Source organism: Chromobacterium alticapitis (genome assembly GCF_002924365.1).
Lineage (GTDB): Bacteria > Pseudomonadota > Gammaproteobacteria > Burkholderiales > Chromobacteriaceae > Chromobacterium > Chromobacterium alticapitis.
In genome coordinates, this window is record NZ_PQWB01000123.1 from 20,547 (window position 1) to 43,234 (window position 22,688).

At 62.8% G+C, this 22,688-nt stretch carries 23 protein-coding genes; 12 read left to right on the top strand and 11 right to left on the bottom strand.

Annotated features, from left to right (window positions below; all coding sequences use genetic code 11):
* Window positions 1-249 precede the first annotated feature (249 nt).
* From folE to C2I19_RS18885, 3 genes are read left to right on the top strand one after another with little or no spacing between them, the layout of a single operon-like run.
* Window positions 250-948 (top strand): GTP cyclohydrolase I, encoded by a 699-nt coding sequence (gene folE / locus C2I19_RS18875; protein WP_103904176.1) that lies wholly within the window; start codon window positions 250-252, stop codon window positions 946-948.
* Between the two features lie 14 nt (window positions 949-962).
* Window positions 963-1,385: a BLUF domain-containing protein gene (locus C2I19_RS18880; RefSeq protein ID WP_103904177.1), complete on the top strand. Its 423-nt coding sequence runs from the start codon at window positions 963-965 to the stop codon at window positions 1,383-1,385.
* A gap of 38 nt (window positions 1,386-1,423) precedes the next feature.
* Window positions 1,424-1,831 carry an FKBP-type peptidyl-prolyl cis-trans isomerase gene (locus C2I19_RS18885; RefSeq protein ID WP_199181268.1) on the top strand — a complete coding sequence of 136 codons (408 nt, stop codon included), beginning with the start codon at window positions 1,424-1,426 and terminating at the stop codon, window positions 1,829-1,831.
* Between the two features lie 148 nt (window positions 1,832-1,979).
* On the opposite strand, the gene C2I19_RS22755 is transcribed toward C2I19_RS18885, so the two are convergent.
* Both C2I19_RS22755 and C2I19_RS18890 read right to left on the bottom strand, forming a co-directional pair.
* Window positions 1,980-2,114 (bottom strand): hypothetical protein, encoded by a 135-nt coding sequence (locus tag C2I19_RS22755; RefSeq protein ID WP_255410708.1) that lies wholly within the window; start codon window positions 2,112-2,114, stop codon window positions 1,980-1,982.
* 122 nt (window positions 2,115-2,236) lie between these two features.
* Complete coding sequence (locus C2I19_RS18890; protein ID WP_103904179.1) at window positions 2,237-3,427, bottom strand: vWA domain-containing protein; 1,191 nt, start codon at window positions 3,425-3,427, stop codon at window positions 2,237-2,239.
* A 167-nt stretch (window positions 3,428-3,594) separates the two neighbouring features.
* On the opposite strand from C2I19_RS18890, the gene C2I19_RS18895 reads away from it, so the two are divergent.
* From C2I19_RS18895 to C2I19_RS18905, 3 genes are read left to right on the top strand one after another with little or no spacing between them, the layout of a single operon-like run.
* Window positions 3,595-5,025 (top strand): coniferyl aldehyde dehydrogenase, encoded by a 1,431-nt coding sequence (locus C2I19_RS18895; protein WP_103904180.1) that lies wholly within the window; start codon window positions 3,595-3,597, stop codon window positions 5,023-5,025.
* Window position 5,026: 1 nt separating this feature from the next.
* Entirely contained in the window at window positions 5,027-5,545 is a 519-nt protein-coding gene (locus C2I19_RS18900; protein WP_103904181.1) for a twin-arginine translocation signal domain-containing protein, read from the top strand.
* Window positions 5,542-7,167: a GMC family oxidoreductase gene (locus C2I19_RS18905; protein WP_233201279.1), complete on the top strand. Its 1,626-nt coding sequence runs from the start codon at window positions 5,542-5,544 to the stop codon at window positions 7,165-7,167. The genes C2I19_RS18900 and C2I19_RS18905 overlap by 4 nt, the downstream gene beginning before the upstream one ends.
* On the opposite strand, the gene C2I19_RS18910 is transcribed toward C2I19_RS18905, so the two are convergent.
* Window positions 7,164-7,520, bottom strand: coding sequence for a CZB domain-containing protein (locus C2I19_RS18910; RefSeq protein ID WP_103904182.1), 357 nt, complete (start codon window positions 7,518-7,520; stop codon window positions 7,164-7,166). The two genes, C2I19_RS18905 and C2I19_RS18910, sit on opposite strands and share 4 nt — an antisense overlap.
* Before the next feature lie 134 nt (window positions 7,521-7,654).
* A complete protein-coding gene (locus C2I19_RS18915; RefSeq protein WP_103904183.1) occupies window positions 7,655-9,706 on the bottom strand; it encodes a site-specific recombinase in 2,052 nt (683 codons plus the stop codon).
* Between the two features lie 135 nt (window positions 9,707-9,841).
* On the opposite strand from C2I19_RS18915, the gene C2I19_RS18920 reads away from it, so the two are divergent.
* The 3 genes from C2I19_RS18920 to C2I19_RS18930 are packed head-to-tail and all read left to right on the top strand — an operon-like array spanning window position 9,842 to window position 11,793.
* Window positions 9,842-10,438: a TetR/AcrR family transcriptional regulator gene (locus C2I19_RS18920; RefSeq protein WP_103904184.1), complete on the top strand. Its 597-nt coding sequence runs from the start codon at window positions 9,842-9,844 to the stop codon at window positions 10,436-10,438.
* 30 nt (window positions 10,439-10,468) lie between these two features.
* Entirely contained in the window at window positions 10,469-10,981 is a 513-nt protein-coding gene (locus C2I19_RS18925) for a DUF4442 domain-containing protein (RefSeq protein ID WP_103904185.1), read from the top strand.
* Window positions 10,978-11,793, top strand: a complete 816-nt coding sequence (locus C2I19_RS18930; protein ID WP_199181269.1) for a crotonase/enoyl-CoA hydratase family protein — start codon at window positions 10,978-10,980, stop codon at window positions 11,791-11,793. The genes C2I19_RS18925 and C2I19_RS18930 overlap by 4 nt, the downstream gene beginning before the upstream one ends.
* A gap of 83 nt (window positions 11,794-11,876) precedes the next feature.
* Here the strand turns inward: C2I19_RS18930 and C2I19_RS18935 are convergent, their stop codons facing one another.
* From C2I19_RS18935 to C2I19_RS18945, 3 genes are all read right to left on the bottom strand, one after another.
* A complete protein-coding gene (locus tag C2I19_RS18935; RefSeq protein WP_103904186.1) occupies window positions 11,877-13,076 on the bottom strand; it encodes a branched-chain amino acid ABC transporter substrate-binding protein in 1,200 nt (399 codons plus the stop codon).
* Between the two features lie 289 nt (window positions 13,077-13,365).
* Window positions 13,366-14,454 carry a ferrochelatase gene (gene hemH / locus C2I19_RS18940; protein ID WP_103904187.1) on the bottom strand — a complete coding sequence of 363 codons (1,089 nt, stop codon included), beginning with the start codon at window positions 14,452-14,454 and terminating at the stop codon, window positions 13,366-13,368.
* 45 nt (window positions 14,455-14,499) lie between these two features.
* Window positions 14,500-16,800, bottom strand: a complete 2,301-nt coding sequence (locus tag C2I19_RS18945; protein ID WP_103904188.1) for a DNA translocase FtsK — start codon at window positions 16,798-16,800, stop codon at window positions 14,500-14,502.
* A gap of 378 nt (window positions 16,801-17,178) precedes the next feature.
* Here C2I19_RS18945 and C2I19_RS18950 point away from each other — a divergent pair, with 378 nt between their 5' ends.
* On the top strand, window positions 17,179-17,841 hold the full coding sequence (locus C2I19_RS18950; RefSeq protein ID WP_199181270.1) for an alpha/beta fold hydrolase: 663 nt from the start codon (window positions 17,179-17,181) through the stop codon (window positions 17,839-17,841).
* A gap of 22 nt (window positions 17,842-17,863) precedes the next feature.
* Here C2I19_RS18950 and C2I19_RS22905 read toward each other — a convergent pair whose 3' ends face one another.
* From C2I19_RS22905 to C2I19_RS18965, 4 genes are all read right to left on the bottom strand, one after another.
* Window positions 17,864-18,142 (bottom strand): AAA family ATPase, encoded by a 279-nt coding sequence (locus C2I19_RS22905; RefSeq protein ID WP_369406695.1) that lies wholly within the window; start codon window positions 18,140-18,142, stop codon window positions 17,864-17,866.
* A complete protein-coding gene (locus C2I19_RS22760) occupies window positions 18,076-18,393 on the bottom strand; it encodes an AAA family ATPase (RefSeq protein ID WP_255410709.1) in 318 nt (105 codons plus the stop codon). Before C2I19_RS22760 ends, C2I19_RS22905 begins: the two co-directional genes overlap by 67 nt.
* 77 nt (window positions 18,394-18,470) lie before the next feature.
* Window positions 18,471-19,574 carry an anhydro-N-acetylmuramic acid kinase gene (locus C2I19_RS18960; RefSeq protein ID WP_103904190.1) on the bottom strand — a complete coding sequence of 368 codons (1,104 nt, stop codon included), beginning with the start codon at window positions 19,572-19,574 and terminating at the stop codon, window positions 18,471-18,473.
* The gene (locus C2I19_RS18965; RefSeq protein ID WP_103904191.1) at window positions 19,574-20,911 is read right to left on the bottom strand and encodes a M23 family metallopeptidase; all 1,338 of its coding nucleotides are present in this window, start codon (window positions 20,909-20,911) and stop codon (window positions 19,574-19,576) included. Before C2I19_RS18965 ends, C2I19_RS18960 begins: the two co-directional genes overlap by 1 nt.
* A 198-nt stretch (window positions 20,912-21,109) precedes the next feature.
* On the opposite strand from C2I19_RS18965, the gene C2I19_RS18970 reads away from it, so the two are divergent.
* The gene (locus C2I19_RS18970) at window positions 21,110-22,108 is read left to right on the top strand and encodes a hypothetical protein (protein WP_103904192.1); all 999 of its coding nucleotides are present in this window, start codon (window positions 21,110-21,112) and stop codon (window positions 22,106-22,108) included.
* Between the two features lie 6 nt (window positions 22,109-22,114).
* Window positions 22,115-22,688 (top strand): DHH family phosphoesterase (locus C2I19_RS22645; protein WP_233201280.1); only part of this gene is annotated, 574 nt, incomplete at its 3' end.

Below are 22,688 nucleotides of genomic sequence, written 5' to 3' on the forward strand. Positions count from 1 at the left end.
CAAATGATTCTATTGATAACAATGATCTAATTATATAGCATTGGGCATTGTGCCTGTTGAATGGATGGCGCGGCGGCCCCAGGCTCCCGCGGCGGCCGGGTTTGCATCGGAACGGAGGCTGTTCTACCATCGGCACACGATGTCAGGCTTCGGATATGTGGAGAATCACTGCCGGATGTTGTCTTCCGCACTGGGTGATTGATGTATATTCGGAATGATTTCCATTTTCTTGCGAATACGTAATCAACAATGAGCAAAACCGACAAGCAGAACCAGCAGGAAGCCGTTTCACAGAAGATTCGCTACCGCTTGCAGCAGGCTGGCGCGCGTTTTCATGCAAACGACAATATCGCTGATTTTATCGAAGAGGGCGAACTCGACGCCTTGCAGGAAGAAGTGCAGGCTAAACTGAGAACAGTGCTGGAAAGCTTGGTGATAGACACCGAGAATGACCACAATACGCATGATACCGCCAAGCGGGTGGCCAAGATGTTCGTGCGCGAGGTGTTTCGCGGCCGTTACGTTCAAATGCCGCCCAGCACTGAGTTTCCCAATGTCGAACGCCTGAACGAATTGATGATCGTGGGTCCGATCACGGTGCGCAGCGCCTGCTCCCACCATCTGTGCCCCATCATCGGCCGGGTGTGGGTGGGCGTCATGCCTAATGAGAATTCGAACCTGATAGGCTTGTCCAAGTACGCACGGCTGATCGATTGGATCATGTCGCGGCCGCAGATCCAGGAGGAGGCGGTATCGCAGATCGCCGATCTGCTGATGCGCAAGCTGCAGCCGGATGGCCTGGCCATCGTAATGGAAGCGGATCATTTCTGCATGCACTGGCGAGGCGTGAAGGACAGCAATAGCAAGATGACCAACAGCGTGATGCGCGGATCGTTCCTGACGGACGCCAACCTGCGTCGGGAGTTTCTGTCGCTGATGCATAAATGACGAGGAGCATGGCCATGCTGGTTCGCCTGATTTATTGCAGCCGGGCGCAACAACCGATAGAGCAAGCGCTGGTGGATGAAATCCTGCTGGCGGCGCGCCAATACAATCCCCCGCTGGGCATTACCGGCATGCTGTGCTACAGCCGGGATGTTTTCGTGCAGGTTCTGGAGGGCAGCAGGGCCCACGTCAATCGCCTGTATTTGAAACTGGCCCGCGACGCGCGCCACCACTCGCTGACCCTGCTGTCGTTTTCCGAGATAGAGCAGCGCAAGTTCGCCAATTGGAGCATGGCGGAGGTGCCGCTGGACCAGTTGAATGCTTCCATCATTCTGCGCCATTCTTCCTTGCCGTCGCTGGAGCCGTTCACCATGCCCGGCGCCAGCGCGGAGCGCTTGCTGGAGGAGTTGGCCGAAAGCGGCAGCGTACAATACCGTTGATGCGTTGCTTCCTACCCTTTAAACCCATGAAAGAGTTTATGTCGCTGAATCGTTTCGCCACGGCTGTGGCCCTGCTGATGCTTGGCGCGGCCGCGCATGCCGCCCCCGCCGCGCAAGCGCTGCCCTCGGGCGTCAAGATCGAAATCTTGAAGGAAGGAAAGGGCGCCAAGCCCAAGCAGACCGACACGGTCAAGGTCAATTACCGCGGCACGTTCAAGGATGGCAAGGAGTTCGACAGTTCGTACAAGAACGGTGGGCCGATCAGCTTCCCCCTGAACCGGGTGATTCCGTGCTGGACGCAGGGCGTCAGCGAACTGGCCGTGGGCAGCAAGGCCAAGTTGTTCTGCCCGGCTGCGACGGCTTACGGCAGCCGCGGCGCGCCCGGCGCCATTCCGCCGAATACCGATCTCTATTTCGAAGTCGAGCTGCTGGAAATCCAGAAGTAAGCTCGCCGGCCGAGGCGCGCTTGTTCAGCAGCGCGCAGGGACGTTGGACGAAAAAACGCCACGAGTAATTCCCGTGGCGTTTTTGTGATTCTGACCGCTGAATCCGCGCTTGTTTACGCGATCTCAGTCGGTACGGTTCTGTGTGGGGTCAGCGACGGCGGCGCTGATCGTCGGTTCGGATGCGGATGGGCACCAGCTTGCCTTCCTGTTGCATCGGGGCGGCCAGCATTTTGGCGACAGCGACGACCGCAATGACGAGGGCGGAGAAAAGAAGGATTTGCATGGTATGACTCCCCGTAGCTGAATCTGAGGCGCGATTAGAAGATGTGTTGCGGCCTCTGGCTTCATTCTGGGCTACAAACTGCTTGCGACTCAAGTGAAAAGTTGTGTGCCGCCGTTAATTTTTCAAGCGGCCGCTGCGGTTTTTTTCAATCCGCGCATCGCTTCGTCCAATCCAGCCAGCGTCATCGGGTACATGCGCCCGCCCATCAACTGCTTCAGCATGCCCACGGACTGTGTATAGGCCCAGGCCTCTTCAGCCAGCGGATTGAGCCAGGCAGCGTGCTTGAAATGCTCCAGCAGCCGGCGCAGCCAGACTTCGCCGGACTCCTCGTTCATATGCTCCACGCTGCCGCCGGGGAAGGTGATCTCATACGGGCTCATGCTGGCGTCGCCGACGATGATCAGCTTGTAGTCGCGGCCGAAAGTGTGGATCAAGTCCCAGGCGGGGAAACGCTGGCTCTGCCGGCGATGGTTGTCCTTCCATACCGATTCATACACGCAATTATGGAAGTAGAAGTATTCAAGGTGCTTGAACTCGGATTTCACGGCGGAAAACAGCTCCTCGCAGGCGCGGATGTGGTCGTCCATCGAGCCGCCGACGTCGAACAGCACCAAGACCTTGACGCTGTTATGCTGCTCGCGCTGCATTTTCAGGTCCAGCATGCCGGCCTTGCGCGCGGTGGCGGCGATGGTGGCGTCCAAGTCCAGGATTTCTTCCGCGCCGTCGCGCGCGAACTCGCGCAACCGGCGCAGCGCCAGCTTGATGTTGCGGGTGCCCAGCTCGACCTTGTCGTCGAAATTGCGGAATTCCCGCTGGTCCCAGACTTTGACCGCGCGGCGGTGGCGCGATTGGTCCTGGCCTATGCGGACGCCTTCCGGGTTATATCCCCAGGCGCCGAAGGGGCTGGTGCCGCCGCTGCCTATCCACTTGTTGCCGCCCTGATGGCGCTCTTTCTGCTCCTCCAGCCGCTGGCGCAAGGTCTCCATCAGCTTGTCCCAGCCCATGCCTTGCAGCTTTTGCCTTTCTTCCTCGCTCAGGTATTTTTCGACTTGCTTGCGCAGCCACTCTTCCGGGATGGCGCGTTGCAGATCGTCCAGCGCCAGGTCCAGCCCCTTGAAGTGGTGGCCGAACACCTGGTCGAAGCGGTCGAAATGCTTTTCATCCTTGACCAGGACGGCGCGGGACAGATAGTAGAATTCGTCCAGGCTGCCGAAGGCGAGGTTGCGTTGCAGGGCTTCCAGCAAGAGCAGGAATTCTTTCAGCGAGACCGGCAAACCGGCGCCGCGCAGAGCGTAGAAGAAGTCGATCAGCATGGGAGTGGGGAGAGTCGCAGGTTTGGAGAAATCATACTACGGATGAGTGGCTGGCGGAGTGGGTGCGGCAATCGCCTGGCATAGTGACAGCGGGGCGGCGCGATGCTACTCTTGCTAGAGTGCGAACTCTAAACGGTTGTTCGTTTATTGGCGATAAGGATAATACTATGGATGCCATCAAAGTGCCTACCGTCGAAGAAGGCGCTCTGCTCGAATCGTTTGCCCGGCTGAAAACCACGGCGCGCACCGCGCCTTATCCATCCGCCGATACGCGCCGCGCCTGGCTGGCAGCGCTGGAGCGGTTGATGCAGGAAAACCGCCAGGCCTTGATCGACGCGGTCAGCCGGGACTTCGGCCACCGCAGCGATGTGGAGACGCGTCTGGCCGAGCTGTTTCCGTCGCTGGAGGGCGCGCGCCATGCCCGCCGGCATGTGAAGGCCTGGATGAAGCCGCGCCGGCGCGGCGTGTCCATCTGGTTTCAACCCGCTTCGGCCAGCGTGTTGCCGCAGCCGCTGGGCGTAGTGGGCGTGGTGGTGCCGTGGAATTATCCGCTCTTCTTGTCCTTTGGCCCGATAGCCGCGGCGCTGGCCGCCGGCAACCGGGTCATGGTGAAAATGTCCGAATACACTCCAGCCACCGGGGAACTGCTGCAAAAGCTCGCCAGACAGTACTTTGGCGATGAGCTGCTGATGGTGGTCAACGGCGGCGCGGAGCTGGCGCAGGCTTTCACGCGCCTGCCTTTCGACCACTTGCTGTTCACCGGCTCCACCGCTGTGGGCCGCCACGTGATGCACGCGGCTGCGGAAAATCTGACGCCGGTCACGCTGGAACTGGGCGGCAAGTCGCCGGCGCTGGTGGCGCGCGGCGGCAATCTGCGGCGCGCGGCCGAGGCCATCGTGGCCGGCAAGATGCTCAATGCCGGGCAGACCTGCGTGGCGCCGGACTACGTGCTGGTCAACGACAAGGATTGCGAGGCGTTGCTGGCGGAACTGCGGGCGGCCGCCGCGCGGCTTTATCCTACGCTCGCGTCCAATCTGGATTACAGCGCCATCGCCAACGAGCGCCATTACCAGCGCCTGCAGAGCTGGCTGGAGGCTGCGCGCCAGGCTGGGGCAAGCGTGGAAGCGGTGAATCCGGCAGGGGAGGCGCTGGAGGCTGCGCGCAAACTGCCCTTGACCCTGGCGCTGGATTGTCCCGACGACTGCGAGCTGATGCGCGAGGAAATTTTCGGGCCGGTGCTGCCCGTGGTGCGTTACGGCAAGTTCGAGGAAGCGCTGGACTACATCAATGCCAGGCCGCGGCCGCTGGCCTTGTACTTGTTTGACGACGATGCGCTGCGCATCGAGCGGGTGTTGAAGGAAACCGTGTCCGGCGGCGTCAGCGTCAACGACACCTTGCTGCACGTAGTGCAGGAAAACCTGCCCTTCGGCGGAGTGGGGCCATCCGGCATGGGGCATTACCATGGCCATGAGGGCTTTCTGACCTTCTCCAAGCTCAAGCCGGTATTCCGGCAAAGCCGGCTGGCCGGCACCTGGCTGACCAGGCCGCCTTACGGCAAGCTGGTGGAGGCCATGCTGAAGCTGATGTTGCGGCGCTGACATGGCGAGCCGCCGCCGATTTCTGCAAGCCGGCGCGCTGGGCGTGGCCGCGTTGGCGCTGGCGGGCTATGTGGCCGCGCCAGCCGGCGATGTGCCCGTCGCAGACGCGGGAGTGGCATTGCGCTGGCTGAATGGGCGGGACGCGCAAATCGTGTCTGCGCTGGCTCCCGTCATGCTGGGGCTGCGCGGCCTGCCAGTACGTGACATCGTCGCAGGCGTGGACCGGGCTGTGGCGGGTTTGCCTCCGGCCACCCGGGCGGAAATCCGCCAATTGTTCGATCTGCTGGGCAATCGTTGGGCCCGTCGCTGGCTGGCCGGCGTGGGTGCCCCGTGGGCGCGCGTGTCGGAGGCGGAGCTGGAGTTGTTTCTGCAGAATTGGCGGGATAGCCGCTTCCTGCTGCTGCGCAGCGCCTACCAGGGGCTGCATCAATTGATCAATGCCGCCTGGTACGGCAATCCGGCCAGCTGGGCTGCCATAGGCTATCAGCAGCCGGCTTATGTGATGGAGAGGCTGCCTTGAGCGAGAAAATCATCGATCCATGGCGCCAAGGCATCGCGTCAGGTTGGAAAGTGATGGACGGCGCGGCGCAGCGCGAGGATTTGCGGCTGAGCGCGGACGTGGTGATCGTCGGCAGCGGCGCGGGCGGCGGCATCGCCGCCGAAGTGCTGAGCCAGGCGGGGCTGGATGTGCTGATTCTGGAGGAGGGCGGCCTGCGCAGCTCGTCGGATTTTCGCTTGAGCGAGGCCAAGGCCTATCCTGAGCTGTATCAGGAATCCGCCGCGCGGCAGACCGTAGACAAGGGTATTTCCATTCTGCAGGGCCGCACGGTGGGCGGCGGGACCGTGGTCAACTGGACCAGCTCCTTTCGCACGCCGGCCGATACGCTGAATTGGTGGCGGACGGAGCATGGACTGGCGGCCTTATCTGAAGAGGCGATGCGGCCCTGGTTCGAGAAGGCCGAGCGGCGACTGGGCATCGCACCGTGGCAGGGCGAGCCCAATGCCAACAATCTGGTGCTGGAGCGGGGCTGTCTGGCGTTGGGGCTGCGCCATGCGCGGATCAGCCGCAATGTGCGCGGCTGCTGGAATCTGGGCTATTGCGGCATGGGCTGTCCGACCAACGCCAAACAGTCCATGTTGGTTACCAGCATTCCAGGCGCGTTGGAGAAGGGCGCGCGCTTGCTGACGCGGGCGCGGGTGGACAGCCTGAGCGTAGACGCGGGGCGGCAACGCATAAGCGAGGCGCGGATCAGCTTGTTGTCCGCCGATGGCCTGACGCCCACCGGGCGAAAGGCGACGGTAGCGGCCGCGCATGTGGTGCTGGCCGCCGGCGCCATAGGCACGCCTGCCGTCATGCTGCGCAGCGGCCTCGCCGATCATGCCGGGTTGACCGGCAAGCGCACCTTTCTGCACCCGGTGGCTTTGTCGGCCGCCTTGATGCCGGAGCGGGTGGAACCGTTCAACGGCGCGCCGCAGACGGTTTATTCCGACCATTACATGCACACTCAGCCCTTGGACGGCCCGCTGGGCTTCAAGCTGGAGGTGCCGCCGATCCACCCCTTGCTCGCCGGCGTCACGTTTCCGGGCATGGGCGAGGCGCAGGCTGGTCTGCTGCGGCGTTTTCCCAATCTGCACGCCACGTTGGCGCTGCTGCGCGATGGTTTTCACAAAGAAAGCCGCGGCGGCGCGGTGCAGTTGCGCGCGGACGGTTCGCCGGCGCTGGCTTATCCGCTCAACGATGTATTGTGGGAGGGTGTGCGCAGAAGCTGGCTGGCGATGGCTGAGCTGCAGTTCGCCGCGGGCGCGAAAATGGTCTTTCCCCTGCATGAGCGGGCGCGGCCGGCGACGAGCTGGAAACAGGCCAGGGAGATAATAGGCGGCTTGCCGCTGGAGCCGCTGCGGGCCAAGCTGGTCAGCGCCCATGTGATGGGCGGCATGGCCATGAGCGACGATCCCGCGCGCGGCGTGGTGGATGATCTGGGGCGGCACTGGTCCTGGCGCAATCTTACGGTGGTGGATGGCTCGGTTTTCCCCACCAGCATAGGCGCCAATCCGCAGCTTTCCATCTACGCCTTCGCCTGGCGGGCGGCGGCGCACCTGGCGCAGGCGCTGGCGCCGCGCTCAAGTCCATCCGTGTCCTAAGCGCCGCGGCTTATCGCTTGGCTCAGCTGACGCATGGATGAGACGGCCGCGCTGACGGCGACATCGAAGGCCGCGTCGTTCAATGCGCTTTCCGCCTCCTGAAAGCAGCGCTGATTGATCAGCCGGGCGATGCGGCCGATTTCGCGATGCAACATGGTGTGGCGGCTGAGGCAGGCGTGGAAGATGCCCAGGCCGCCGTACAAACTGGCGCCGTGGCCATGCAGCCACTGGCCCAGTTCGCAGCAGTCGTCGCGAGCGAAGAGTGCCGCGTCCAGCGCCTCCTGTCGGAAAATCGCCTCCCGCAAGCTGTCTTTCCATGCGTTGTGGCGAACAATTTCTTGTTCCAGATCCATGGCTCCCTCGACCGGCCCATGACGCGAGAATGAGCGGGGTCTGCCATCTCATTCACGCGCGGGCTACGTATTTATAACTAGTACATTTCGAGGGAGCGAGCGCGACGACTTTGAGCCGAAGGCTGCGCCAAGCGTCAGTTTTTGGGCGCGTCCTGCTGCGTTTGCTCCGGTTCGACCGCGGCGGGAGCCTCGATTGCCGGCGCCGGGGGCAGGAAGAAGCGCAGGGGCTGGCGCAGGAAGCGCTTGGCCAGCATGGGGATCAGCGGCAGCAGCAAGGAGCCGGACAGCTTGCGCGAGCGCAGCGCCACCCACAGCGCCAGGAAAAAGCTGACGGCGAGGTTGATCGCGCCTATCAAGGCCACGCCGGCGCAGCCCAGCAGCACGGCCGACAGCGGCACCTGGAAGTCCAGCGCCACCGTGGCGAAGGCCAGGTTGGCGGAGGAGAAGGTGATGTGGCGGATATCCAGCGGCAGGCCCAGTATGGTGCCCACGGTGCCGGTCAGCCCCAGGAACATGCCGAAGTAGAAGTTGCCGGCCAGGGCGCCCAGATTGTGTTCGACATAATGGCCCAGCCGCCAGGCGCGGCTTTCTCCCAGAACCTTGCGCAGCAGCGTATGGCCGGCGATGCGTTCCGGAATGCGGCGGTAGATGGCCTTGTTGTCGTAGTAGCCGGCGATCAGGCCGGACAGGAACAGAAACACGCCGGCGATCGCGGCGTGCGGCAGCGCCAGGCTGTGCAGCGGATCGATGTCGTGCAGCAGCGTCTGCGCCTTGGCGGCGTTGACCACCGGGGCGCCGAACAACGCGCTCCAGCCCAGGGCGATCAGCGCCGCCGTCGGTATCGCCAGCATCACATTGCCCATGATGGCGACGAACTGGGTGCGGACCACCTTGACGATCAGTTCGGCCAGCTCTTCCAGCTGTTTCTTGCGGCCGTACTGCGCTTGCAGCACCGCGGCCAGCCGCGCGGCGGTCATGGCGGGCTGCTTGGTGGCGATGGTGAAATGCAGCAATTGCACGATGATGAAGCCGATGGCGTAGTTCAGGCCAAAGGCGATGCCTTCCCATAGCAGCGGCAGGTGGCCGCGCGCCAGCATCAGCTTGATCAGCGCCATGAAGCCGACGATGAAGCCGGCGCCCATCGCGGCTTTGCCCATGCGAGACCAGTCGCGCCTGTCCTCCGCGATGTAGTGCTCGCCGTGGCGTCCGGCGTGTTCGGTCACTTGCAGCGCCAGCAGCTCGGTATTCGATTTGAGCAGATCGCGCACGCTGTATTTGCGGTTTTCCGCGCGGGCGAAGTCCACCAGCAAGCGGAACAACTCAGGCCGGCGCGCGGGATCGTGCTCGGGAGACAGCAGCTCCAGCAGCGCGCGCAGGCGGGCCATGCTCTGCGCCAGGCGCAGGCCGTGATAGGTGAGGCTGACCGAGATGCCGTAACGCGCCGCGTTCTTGCGCACCTTGGCCAGGATGGCGTCGCATTGCTCCAGCAGCACCAGCACCTGCTTCTCGTCTTCCGGCGGCGAGGCCCCGTCGACCAGAGATTGGCGGTAGCCGTCTACGTAGTGTTGCACCTCGGCGTTCAGGTGCATGAAAGGCGAGGCGAAGCGCTCGACCTCCGGGCAGACCCGAACCAGTTCGGGTTCCAGGCCGATGGCGGTGATGCGCGCCGACAAGACCTGGACGGATTCGAGCAATTGCAGTCGGGTCTGGCGTTCGCTGTCTTGCTGCGTCGCTTCGCTCCAGGCCAAGGCTCGCCACAGCGCATGCCAGGCCGCGTCAGGCACAGCGGCTAGCCAGAGGTGGTCGTCCGGATGGTTGAACAGGCGGCCGAAGCGGTCGCGCAACGAGTCCGGGTTGTAGGGCATGGGCAGCACGCGCTCGCCCAGCCGGTGCATCAGCGTGGAGCCGAAGCCGTCGTTGGCCAGGATGCCGGCCTCGGTGTACAGCGGAATCTGCCGGCTTTCCGCCAGCAGCGTGCATAAGGATTGCCGCAAGGCCTGACGGTACTCGGGGTGGTGTTCCAGCAGAAAGGACAGGGCTTGCAGGCTGACGGTGGCTTGTTGCGGCGGCTGGCGCTTGTCGGGGCGCAGCGCGGAGACCAGCGCGGCCAGAGCGTCGGTCTGGCCTGTTTCGCGGCACAGCCGCTGCAGCGCGGACTCCAGATCGGGGACGGTGTGTTCGGTCATGTTCTGCCAAGGTGAGCGCGCGCGGGCGCAGGGTGGGAGAGCGGAATAGCTTGCATTTTAATGGATGAAAGGCGGCATGGGGTATGCGGGTGGTTCGCGATTGACACCTTACTAACCAGTAAGTAGAGTGTTTCGATGCAAAATGGTTCCGACAGCAAGAACGACACCCGCAAGCGCATTCTCGACCTGGCCGAGGAGTTGCTGCTGACGCGCGGCTTCAATGGCTTCAGCTATCAGCACATCAGCAGCGAGCTGGGCGTGCGCAACGCGGCCATCCATTATCATTTCCCGAAAAAAAACGATCTGGGCGTGGAGCTGATCCAGCGCTACCGCCGCCGTTTCCAGCGCTTCATCGAGCAGCAGGCGGAGTGGAGCGCCCAGGAGCAGCTGGAAAGCTATTTCGGCTTGTCGGACCAGTATTACCAGCAACACAAGCAAATCTGTCCCAGCGGCATTTTCAGCACCGAGTTCCAGACCCTGCCCGAGGACATGCAGTCCGAGGCTGCGGCTTTCATCGACGAAATGCGGCAATGGGCGGTCTCCATCGTGCGCAAGGGGCGCGAAGCTGGCTCGATGCGCTACGCCGGCACGCCGGAGGCGGTGGGCATGATGCTGTTCGCCGCCCTGCAGGGCGGTTTGCAACTGGCGCGCATAGACGAGGGCGCGCTGCCGCTGCTCAAGCAACAAGTCAGGGTCACGTTAGGCTTATCTGGCGCGGACCCGCGAATATAACAAGGCGAGAGCCGCAATAGAGGGGTTAACATGGAATATCGCAAGAACAGCATGAGCCGCATCGCCGACAAAGTGGGCAAGCTGCCGGTAGGCTGGCGCCGCCCGGTATTGTCTATGATGTTCGGCAAGATCGTTCCCTTCCTGTCTACGGCGGGGCTGCGTTTCGAGGAGGTTGGCCATGACCGCCTGACCGTCTCCATCCGCAACCGCAAGAAGGTGCAGAACCACATCCGCGGCGTGCATGCCGCGGCGATGGCGCTGCTGGCAGAGACGTCCACCGGCTTCGTAGTGGGCATGAACATGCCGGACGACAAGCTGATGCTGCTCAAGTCGATGAAGGTCAACTACACCAAGCGCTCGCAGGGCGATATGCGGGCGGTGGCCAAGCTGACGCCGCAGCAGATCCAGTCCATGTACGAGCAGGACAAGGGCGAGGTGCTGGTGGAGGTGGAGGTCACCGACGAATCGGGCGAATCGCCCATCGTGTGCGAGATGCTATGGGCTTGGATACCCAAGAAACGTCCGGAGGCGAAAGCGGCATGATTTCCCTGGAAACCCTGACTGTCGAGGTGAATGACAAGGCGGCCTTGATCCGATTCAATCGCGGAGACAAGGCCAATTCGCTGAACATGCAGATGTGGCAGGACTTGCGCAGCGCCATGGACTGGGTCGATGGCGAGCCCGGCGTTCGCGCCGTGGTGCTGGCCGGCCACGGCAAGCATTTTTGCGCCGGCATAGACCTGGCCATGCTGGTGGGCTTGCAGGCGCAGATCGAGGATGCTTGCGAGGCGCGCAAGCGTGAAAAGCTGCGCAAGCTGATCCTGGATCTGCAGGATTGCGTCAGCAGCTTGGAACGCTGCCGCAAGCCGGTAATCGCCGCCATCCACGGCGCCTGTCTGGGCGGCGGCCTGGACATCGCGCTGGCCGCCGATTTCCGCTTCGCCTCGCAGGACGCGGTATTCGGCGTGCGCGAGGTGGATATCGGCATGGTGGCTGATGTCGGCTCGCTGCAGCGCTTGCCGCGCGTGGTGGGCGAGGGCGTGGCCCGCGAGCTGGCCCTGACCGGCCGCGACATGACGGCGGGTGAAGCGCTGGACGTGGGCCTGGTCAACCGGGTTCAAGAAGATGGCGAGGCCGTTCTGGCCGCCGCGCTGCAAAGCGCCTGGCTGATCGCTGCCAAGTCGCCGCTGGCGGTGCGGGGCAGCAAGGAGGTGATGAACTACAGCCGCGACCACAGCGTGGCGGATGGCCTGCAGTTCGTGGCCGGCTGGAACGCGGCCATGCTGATATCGGAAGACATCCAGAAGGCCGCGATGGCGGCCATGATGAAGCAGCAGGCCAGCTTCCGGGATTGATTCGCGATGTTGGCGCCGCCGTCCGGGCGCGCCGCAATGAAAAGAGGCGCCGAAGCGCCTCTTTTCCTATCCGTTGCCGGAGCTTACTTGGCGTCGCCGCCTACGGTGGAGACGACTTCCCACTTGCCGTTCTTCACCTGGTACACGGTAACCGCGCCGTTCTTGATGTCGCCCTTGTCGTCAAAGGCGATGTGGCCGGTCACGCCGTTGTAGTCGGTCTTGCCCACTTCCGGCAGATACGCTTTCGGGTCGGTGGATTTGGCGCGCTTCATCGCGTCCACCAGCACCATTACGGCGTCGTATTCAAACGGCGCGTAGATCTGCACGTCGGTGTTGAATTCCTTCTTGAACTTATCGTCGAAGGCCTTGAAGCCCGGCATCTTGTCGCGCGAAATGCCGCAGCTGGAAGCGTATTGGCCTTCGGAGGCGTCGCCGGCCAGCTTGACGAATTCCGGAGTCTGCCAGCCGTCGCCGCCCATCAGCTTGGCCTTGATCCCCAGGCGCTGCATCTGTTTGGCCAGCGGGCCAGCCTGCGCGTCCATGCCACCGTAGAACACCAGGTCCGGCTTGGTGGCCTTGATCGAGGTCAGGATGGCGTTGAAGTCGGTGGCGGTGTTGTTGGTGAACTCGCGCTTGACCACTTCCGAGCCATTGGCCTTGATCGCGCCTTCGAACTGGTCGGCCAGGCCCTGGCCATAGGCGGTGCGGTCGTCGATGATGGCGATCTTCTTGGCGTGCAGCTCCTTGGCGGCGAACTCGCCCAGCGCCTTGCCTTGCTGAACGTCGTTGGCGATCACGCGGAAGGTGGTCTTGAAGCCTTGCTTGGTGTAGTCCGGGTTGGTGGCGGACGGAGAAATCTGCGGCAGGCCGGCGTCGGAGTAGATCTTGGAGGCCGGGATGGTGGTGCCGGAGTTCAGATGGCCGACTACGCCCACCACGCCGGCGTCAACCAGGCGCTGCGCGACCTGGGTGCCGATTTTCGGGTCGCCCTGGTCGTCTTCCGACACCAGTTCGAACTTGAGCTTCTTGCCGCCGATCTCGACGCCCTGAGCGTTCAGGTCTTCGATGGCGAGCTTGGCGCCGTATTCGTTGTCCTTGCCCAGGTGGGAGATCGGACCCGACATCGGCGAAACCTGGCCGATCTTGATGGTGGCGCTGTCGCCGCCGGAGGCGGCTTGGGCCGGAGCGGAGGCCTGTCCCGAGGCCGCTTGTTCCTGTTTGCTGCAGGCAACCATGGCGAGCGCGGCGGTGGCGATCAGGCTGAGGCGAGCATATTTGTTCATAGAGATTTCCCCTGAATCTTATCTGTGTAGACTTTGATGATCTCTTTGGTAAACCAACTACACCTTTGTTGCGGTGGTTAGTTGCAACTGATTATGGTGACCAGTTTGTCGGGGTGTCAATGCAGAATGCCGCAGACCCCATGAATATAGGATTCCTATTCACATTTTGCGCAAATTGAATTGAAAACGGGCATATCGCAAAAATTGCAATATGCCCGGCTGGCGGTTTAGCGGCTTGATTGTGAATGTGTTATTTGAATGTCATTGATTGGCGCAATGTCGCTTGATGTCAGTTGCTTGCCCCCATGTCATGGGCTCGGGCGCTACGGGAGCGGCTATCTTCTGCCGGTTTTTCAAGCCAGCCGGCAAGATTGTTTTTTACAATTGCGGCGAGCGCGCCTATCCATTGCGGGTCTTCATTCAGGCAGGGGATGTAGCGGAATTCCCCACCGCCATGGCTGAGGAAGGTTTCCTTGCCCTCCATGGCGATTTCCTCCAGCGTTTCCAGGCAATCGCCGACAAAGCCGGGACAGACGACATCCACCTTCGCGGTTTTGGTTTTGCCCAATTCCGCCAGCACTTCGCTGGTATACGGTTTCAGCCATTCGGTGCGGCCGAAACGGCTTTGGAAACTGATGACATATTGATCCGGACGCAGCCGCAGCGCTTCGGCCAGCAGACGTCCGGTTTTCTGGCATTCGCAGTGGTAGGGGTCGCCTTTGTCGCGGGTGAAGCGCGGCACGCCGTGGAAACTCATGACCAGCTTGTCAGGCTGCTGGCCGTACTGCCAGTGCCGGCCGATTTGCGCGGCCAGCGCCGCGATATAGCCTGGATCGTCGTGAAAATGCCGCACCGTTCGCACCTCGGGCATATTGCGCAGCCGGCTCAGCACGCGGAAGGCCTCGTCCAGAGCGGTGGCGCTGGAGGACGCGGCGTACTGCGGATAGAGAGGCAGCAGCAGCAGCTTTTCCACGCCGTGCTCGCGCATCTTGCTAATCACGGTTTCGATGGATGGATTGCCGTAGCGCATGGCGTAGTCCACCAGCAGGTTCGAGATGCCCATCTCGCCCAGCCGGCCTTTCAGCAGCTTGGTTTGGCTGCGGGTATGGGTCAGCAGCGGCGAACCGTCCTTGGTCCAGATGCTGGCGTATTTTCGGGCCGATTGCTTGGGACGGGTGTTCAGAACGATGCCGTTCAGGATCAGCCACCAGGGCAGGCGCGGAATCTCCACCACGCGCGGATCGGACAGGAATTGTTTCAGATACGGCCGCAACGCTTGCGGAGTGGGCGCGTCCGGCGTGCCCAAGTTGATCAGCAGCACGCCAGTTTTGGGCGCGTAGTCGTGGCGAAACGCCGGTTCGGACAGATAGCGGAGCATGGCCATCCTTGTGAATGGAAAAGGGGGCGCCGCGGCGCCCCAGGGTCAGTCTTCGCGTGCCGGCGCCAGCACGGTGCGGTTGCCGTTGCTTTCCATGGCGGAAACCAAACCGGCGGATTCCATCTGCTCGATCAGCCGCGCGGCGCGGTTGTAGCCTATGCGCAGATGGCGCTGAACCGAGGAGATGGAGGCCTTGCGGGTTTTCACCACGATGGCCACTGCCTCGTCGTATAGCGGGTCGGACTCGCCGTCGGTTTCGCCGTCCAGGGCGCCGCCTGCCGCGCTGTCGTCGCCGTCCGTCTGGCCGGTGAGGATGCCTTCGATATAGTTGGGCTCGCCGGTGGTTTTGAGGAACTCCACCACGTGATGCACTTCATCGTCGGATACGAAGGCGCCGTGGACGCGATTGGGGTAGCCGGTGCCCGGCGGCAGGTAGAGCATATCGCCCTGGCCCAGCAGCGCTTCCGCACCCATCTGGTCCAGAATGGTGCGGCTGTCTATCTTGCTGGAAACCTGGAAGGCGATCCGGGTGGGGATGTTCGCCTTGATCAGGCCTGTGATTACGTCCACCGACGGCCGCTGGGTAGCCAGAATCAGGTGGATGCCGGCGGCGCGGGCCTTTTGCGCCAGGCGGGCGATCAGCTCCTCGATCTTCTTGCCGGCCACCATCATCAGGTCGGCCAGTTCGTCTATCACCACCACCACCAGCGGCAGGGTGTCCAGCGGCTCCGGCGTTTCCGGCGTCAGGCTGAACGGATTGGGAATCTTCTGACCGGCCTTGTCGGCGTCCTTGATCTTCTGGTTGAAGCCGGCTAGATTGCGCACGCCGAGCTTGGACATCAGCTTGTAGCGGCGCTCCATTTCACCCACGCACCAGTTCAGCGCGTTGGCGGCCTGTTTCATATCGGTGACCACCGGGGCCAGCAAGTGCGGAATGCCTTCGTAGACTGACAATTCCAGCATTTTCGGGTCCACCATGATCAGCCGCACTTCCTTGGGCGTAGCCTTGTACAGCAGCGACAATATCATGGCGTTGATGGCCACGGACTTGCCGGAGCCGGTGGTGCCCGCCACCAGCACATGCGGCATCTTGGCCAGGTCGGCCGACACCGGCTGGCCGGCGATGTCCTTGCCCAGCGCCATGGTCAGCTTGGACGCCATGTTCTGGTAGCCGTCCGAGCCTATGATCTCGGTCAGCTTGACGATCTGGCGCTTGGGGTTGGGCAGCTCCAGGCCCATATAGGTTTTGCCGGGGATGGTTTCCACCACGCGGATGGAAACCAGCGACAGCGCGCGCGCCAGGTCCTTCATCAGGTTGACGATCTGCGCGCCCTTGACGCCGACGGCGGGCTCGATTTCATAGCGCGTGATCACCGGGCCGGGGTAGGCGGCGATCACTTTGACGTCCACGCCGAAATCCGCCAGCTTGCGCTCGATCAGGCGCGAGGTATATTCCACCGTTTCCTGGGAAACGGGTTCCAGCATCTCCTTGGGCGCGTCCAGCAGGCTCAGGCCGGGCAGGGCGGCGTCTGTCGGGTCGGAAAACAGCGACTGCTGCACCGGCTTCTGCGCCTTGACCGACACCGGCACTTCCAATACCGGCGGCTCTATGCGCACCGGCGCGGCGTCTTCTATCTTCTTCTTGGCCACGGAAACCTTCTCATCGCGCTTTTGCGCGGTTTCCTTGCCGATTTCCCGGTCTTTCTTGGCTTGCCAGCTTTGCCACAGGCGGATGGCGCCATCCTCTATCGCGCCGCCTATCTTCTCCATCAAATCCAGCCAGGACAGGCCGGTGAACAGGGAGAAGCCGATGGCCGACATCACGCCCAGCAGCAGATAGCCGCCGGACAGGCCCAGGCCATGCGAGAAATGTTTGCCGAGGAAGCGCCCCAGCATGCCGCCCGGGTAGAGCGGCAGCTTCACCGCCTTGCCCTCCAGGATGATGGCCTCGAAGCTGGCGCTGGACAGCAGCAGCAGGAAGAAGCCGCCGACGGCGGCGGCGGTGATGGGGTTGAACTTGAAGCCCAGGCTTTCGATGCGGCGGTAGCCCCAGCCTATGGCGACCAAGCAGAACACCACCAGCCACCAGGCGGAGAAGCCGAAGATGTACAGCAGCAGGTCGGACATCCACGCGCCGAAGGCGCCGCCGAAATTGCGGACGGTGGGGTCGGACGAACTGTGGGACCATGACGGATCCAGCGGAGAATAGCTGGCAAGCACCAGCACCAGATAGACGGCGGCCACCGCCATCAGCAGCCACCACGCCTCGCGCAGCAGGGAGACCAACTGCGGCGGCAGAGGCGTCTGGTTATTTTTGACAACGGCTTTGCGCTTGAAAAATCGCATTCTACTTGTAACCCATTGATTTCATTTCGTGCCCATCTGCGAAAGCGCTTCGGAGAGGCTGATAGTGATACTTTTGGAGATACATACCCTATGGCCATATCGCCGATATTACGATTCACGCAGAGGATACCATGGCTTACTATTGTCGTGGATAAGTAGTGATTGATATCAAAATGCCATTGCTGAGCGCGTCCCTCAGACTATTGGTTTTCATTTGCGCGCACGCCAACTCAACAGCATGTATTTCTTTCAATTGCGAATACCAAAGGGCGTCCGCGACATGAGCTGCCCTCGCGCAGGGGCGGCTTCTTTTAGGATTTCCTCGGCATGAAAACTTTAAAATTGGATTACGCCGAATACGGCTCTGGACCACCGCTATTGCTGCTGCTTGGCTTCGGCATGAGTCACGAGGACGCTTTGGAACTGGGCTACGCGGCGGCGCTGGGAGACCGGTATCGGCTGATTTGCGTCTCTCCTCGCGGCCATGGCGGCAGTCCCGCGCCTCGCGAAACTTCTGCTTATGTCCTGGACGCTCTTGTTGCGGACATTGCGGAATTATTGACGCGTTTGCAAATTGATAAAGCGGAGGTGTGGGGCTATTCGCTGGGCGCCAAGCTGGCGCTTGGCCTGGGGGCCGAGCATCCGCAACGGGTAGAACGCTTGCTGCTGGGCGGTTTCGAGCGGAAGAGCGATTTTGAGCCCGGGGCGGACATCGTATTGCAGACCTTGCGTCAAGGCGGCGAGGCCTGGCGCGATTTGTGGCAAAGCCTGATGTCGGTTCCTGGGGGAATGGCGCAGCGTTTGCAAGCCGCAGATATGGACGCATTGCAAGCGCTGAGAAGGGGAGAGCGCGATTGGCCGGACATGCTGGATTTGTTGAAAAGGGTGGCCTGTCCGCTGCGCTTGTACGTCGCGGATGCTTGTTTTGCCAAGGCTGATATGCTGGAGATGGCTGAGCAACTGGGGAGGACATGCATCGTAGTGCCGGATGCTGACCACTTCGCTTTGCTGCCTTGCAGCGAATCCCTAATAACTATCTGAGCCAACACCTCTGGAGATCGGCTTAGCGGTTCAAAGCACTCAGAATGAAGTCCGCCCTCTCTTTGAGACTGATCTTTGGGAGAATATCCATGTTATACCCCAGTGTCGGGTAGGTTTTGAGCAGCCGGGTATATTCTTCCATGGCGCGGTCCAGTCCGTGACGCCGCTCCGAATCTTGCACATAAATTTCCGGCCACGAGGGCGTCAAGAATACCCGTTGATGATAGCGATGGCTCAGCCCGGGGTTGTTAATGCCGCTTCCCCGCTTATGTGCTGGAGAGCAATGGCGGCGTCTATCCATCCCCTATCGAAGAAGACCCAATTGTCCTGCTCATGGAGCGATGCGAGGCCATCAAGAGCCATTGCCATGGTTTGATGCAAAAACGCTTTCAAATCGATCCAGGGCAATGCGGCGCCGTTCCTCTGGATTTCCGCCCTGATGAGCCGCCTGCCTGGCTCTTCGACAATGGGGTATCCACGCTGCTCAAGTTCTGCGAGCAATGTGGACTTGCCGCCGCCTGAACAGCCGGAAAGGATGACAAATCGACTCATGCTATCTTTCCGGCGTGATTAGGATGAATCCACATTTGAGCTATCGCGACAGCTTAATTACGGCTTGATGCGATTTTTCACCGCGGATACAGCGCGCCCAGGATGCGCGGTCCGCGCGCCCCGGTCACCGCCGGCAAATTGCCCGGCTCGCGGTTGACGAAGCGCCAGCCCAGCCAGGCGAAGGCGATGGCTTCGATGGCTTGCGCCGGCAGGCCCAGCTCTTCGATGGGGGCGACGCGCTGGCCGGGCAGCAGTCGGGCGATTTCTGCCAGCAGCGCGCGGTTGCGGGCGCCGCCGCCGCAGACGTAGACGGCCTGGTTGCCTGGGCAGTGTCCTGAGATGGCATCTGCGATGCAGCGCGCGCTGAAGGCGAGCAGGGTGGCCTGGGTGTCTTGCGGGCGGGGAGAAGCGGCCAGCGCGGCGAGTTTGGCGTCCAACCAGGCGTCGTCGAACAGGTCGCGGCCGGTGCTTTTGGGCGGCGGCTGCGTCAGGTAAGGCTCGGCCAGCATCGCTTCCAGCAAGGGCGCGTGAATATTGCCGCCGGCGGCCCAGCGGCCGTCTTCATCGTAGGGGAGGCCGAGATGGCGTCGGCACCAGGCATCCATCAGCATATTGCCGGGGCCGCAGTCGAAGCCTATCGCGTTCTGTCCGGCATGCAGCCGGGCGAGATTGCTGATGCCGCCTATGTTCAGGATGACCCGCCGCTGCTCAGGGTTGGAGAAGACGGCTTGCTGGAAGGCGGGCACCAGCGGCGCGCCATGGCCGCCGGCTGCCAGGTCGCGGCTGCGGAAATCCGCGATCACGTCTATGCCGGCCAGCTCGGCCAGCCGGGCCATATTGCCTAGCTGTATGGTGTAGGCCTCATGCGGCGCGTGGCGCACGGTCTGGCCATGGCAGGCGATGGCGCGGATGTCGGCTGGCGCGCAGCCGGTTTTGCCCAGCAGCTCGAGCGCGGCCTGGGCGTAGAGCTCGGCCAGCTGGTTGGCCAGCGTTTCCGCGCGATGCAGTTCGTCATCGCCGCGCGGCTGCAGCGCCAGCACGGCGGATTGCACGTCGGCGGGATAAGGCAGGGCGTGTTCGGCCAGCAGCGCAGGCTGGCCGGCCGCGTCGAAGCGCACCAGCGCGGCGTCTACGCCGTCCAGGCTGGTGCCGGACATCATTCCGATATATAGGTCGTTCATCAATCGATCTGGGCAACGTTGACCGGGATATTCTGCAGCAGGTCCAGCTTGGCGCTCAATTGCACGCGCTTGGCGTTGAACTGGGCGAGCTGGGTCCGGCCCAGTCCCGGCGTGGGCAGGGCGTTGGTTGCCGGGTCTACCGGCTGATCGTTGATTCTAACCTCAAAATGCAGATGCGCGCCGGTGGAACGACCGGTGCTGCCCACATAGCCGATAATGTCGCCAGCCTTTACCTTGAGGCCAGGCTTTACGCCCTTGCCGAAGGCGCGCATATGGGCGTACAGCGTGGTCAGTTTGGCATTATGCTTGATCATCGCCACATTGCCGTAGCCGCTTTCGCGCGCGGCCTTCACCACTACGCCGTCGGCAGGGGCCGAGATGGGCGTGCCGGCGCTGGCGGCATAGTCTATGCCGGTGTGCATGCGCAGCGTGCGCAGGATCGGATGCTTGCGCAGGCCAAAGCCTGAGCTGATGCGGGCGCCGGCCACGGGCTGGCGGCTGAAGCCTTTCTTCACCGGCTTGCCGGCGGCGTCGTAGTAAGCGCCGCTTTCGCTGTCATGGGCGAAGTAATAGGCCTGGTAAAGCTTGCCCTGGCGCTCGATGGACACGGCGAGCAAGTTGCCGCTGGCGATGGCGGAGCCGGCGTAGACCATGGTCTCGTACACCAGATTGATGCGGTCGCCCGCGCCCAGGCTGGAGAGGTCGAACTGGTCGGCGAATACTTCGGCCAACTGGCCGCGGATGTCGGCCGGCACATTGGCCGTCGCCAATTCGGACGCGGCGTTGCGCTTGATATTGATGGAGCGCACCGTCTCCACGCTTTCTGCCGCCACCGTGTCGTTGCTGGCCTGCCATTTGCCGTCGCGCTTTTCCAGCACCACCAGGACTTGCTCGCCGTTGTCGTCGTCTTGCAGGAAGCGCAGGCCGAACAGCTCGCCCGAGTCATTGGTCTGAATGGACAGGGTGGCGCCCACTTTCAGTTTCAGCAGGTTCTTGGCCTGGGCGTTGTCGCCGTATAGCAGCCGGCGGGTTTCGTCGTCGCGCACGCCTACGCGGTTCAGCACGCGGGCGATGGTGTCGCCGCGTTTGATCGATTCGTCCCGCCAATAGCGGGTTTGGCTGTCGGCGAAGCGGAATGGCGGAAGGGACAGCTGCTCCACCACTTTCTGCTGCACGATGCGGGCGGGTTCGGTTTCCTGAGCGCCGTTGGCCACGGCGAAGGCGGTGGCGGTGCCCAGCAGGGGCAGGCAGGCGGCCACCCCCAGCCAGCTCAGATGGTGATTGACCAGTCGGCCAGCGCATTTTTGCGGGATGTGTAGCAGTTTGCGATAATCCATCACTTTTCCGGGCAGGCCATGCCTGCCTATGCAAGATATTCAAGGGTTCCGGCGCCGCGGCGGAGCGCGCCAAAAGCGTGTTTGGCGAGCGCCGGGGACGATAGTTCCGGCAAAAGACGCCAGTTTGCCGCAAAATGGCGCGCCGGCCAAATCACCATTGGTCAAAATGGCCTTATTTTTCAATCATTTGGCAAGAAGATGAAATTAACCCTGTTGATGCCAGGCCTGTGCTGGCTGGATGCCCATGACGGCGTGGAAGTCGGCAAGGGACTGAGCCTGCCCTCGTTGCAACGGCTGCTGGGCCAGGGCTCGCTGCAAAGGCGCGAGCAGAGCCTGGCCGATTGCGTGGGCCGCTTGTGGGGCGCGCCGCCGCAGGGGCTGGCGCGGCTGGCCGCTAGCGCGGCCGGCCTCGATGCCGCGGAAGGCGAATGGTTGCTGGCCGATCCGGTGCACCTGAGAATAGACCGCGACCGCGCGCTGCTGGCAGATGTGGGCGTGATGCAGGTGGAGCAGGGCGAGGCCGCCGCGCTAGTGGATGCCCTGAACCGGCATTTCGGCGAGGATGGACTGGCTTTTCACGCCATTCAGCCGGGCCGCTGGCTGCTGCAAGCGCGCCAGCCCTTGCGGGCGAGCTTCGCGCCGCTATGGGACGTGGTGGGCGAGGACATCAATCTGCACCTGCCGCAGGGCGAGTCCGGACTGGCCTGGAGCCGCATGCTGAACGAGCTGCAGATGCTGCTGCACACCCAGCCAGTCAATGACGCGCGCGAAATGCGCGGCGAACTGGCCGTCAACAGCGTATGGCTGTGGGGCGAAGGCCAGCCCGCCGCGTGGCGCGCCCCGGCGCCGCGCCTGCTGGCGGATGACGAACCGCTGCAGTGGCTGGCCGCGCAAACCGGCATGTCTGCTGACGGCGCGCCGTTCGCCTTCGAAGGGCTGGACGGCGGAGAAGACTGCTTGCTGGCGCTGGACGCGATGCAAGCCGCGGCCCAGTACCGTGACGCCTGGGGCTGGCGCGAGGGACTGGAGCGCATGGAGCGCGACTGGTTCGCGCCGCTGCTCCTGGCCCTGCGCCGCGGGCAGCTGCAACAGCTGACGCTGATCGCCAGCGGTCCGGCCGGCTTCGAGCTGACCGTCAAGCCGGCGGACCTGTGGAAATTCTGGAAACGCGCGCTGCCTGTGGCGGCCTTGTATTGAGAGAACATGTCGCAAATCCTTACCCGTGAAGTGCCGGCGGAACTGCAGCAAAAACTGCTGAACCAAGGGCTGACGCCGCTGCAGGCGCGCTTGTACGCCGCCCGCGGCATAGCGGACAGCCAAGAGCTGGACTACGGCCTGAAAGGCCTGCTGCCTTACCAGGGCTTGAAGAATATCGACGCTATGGCGCGCCGGCTGGCCGACGCCATCGCCGCCGGCCAGCGCTTGTTGGTGGTGGCGGACTATGACGCCGACGGCGCCACCGCCTGCGCCGTGGCGGTGAAGGGCCTGGGCGCGCTGGGCGGGACCATAAGCTATATCGTGCCCAACCGCTTCGAATACGGCTATGGACTGACGCCGGAAATCGTGGCGCTGGCGGCGCAAAAGCGGCCGGACATCATCGTCACTGTGGACAACGGCATCGCCAGCGTGGCCGGGGTGGAAGCGGCCAAGGCGCGCGGCATCGAAGTGCTGGTGACGGACCACCACTTGCCCGGCGACACGTTGCCGGACGCGCTGATCGTCAATCCCAATCAGCCCGGCTGCGGCTTTCCGTCCAAAAACCTGGCCGGGGTGGGGG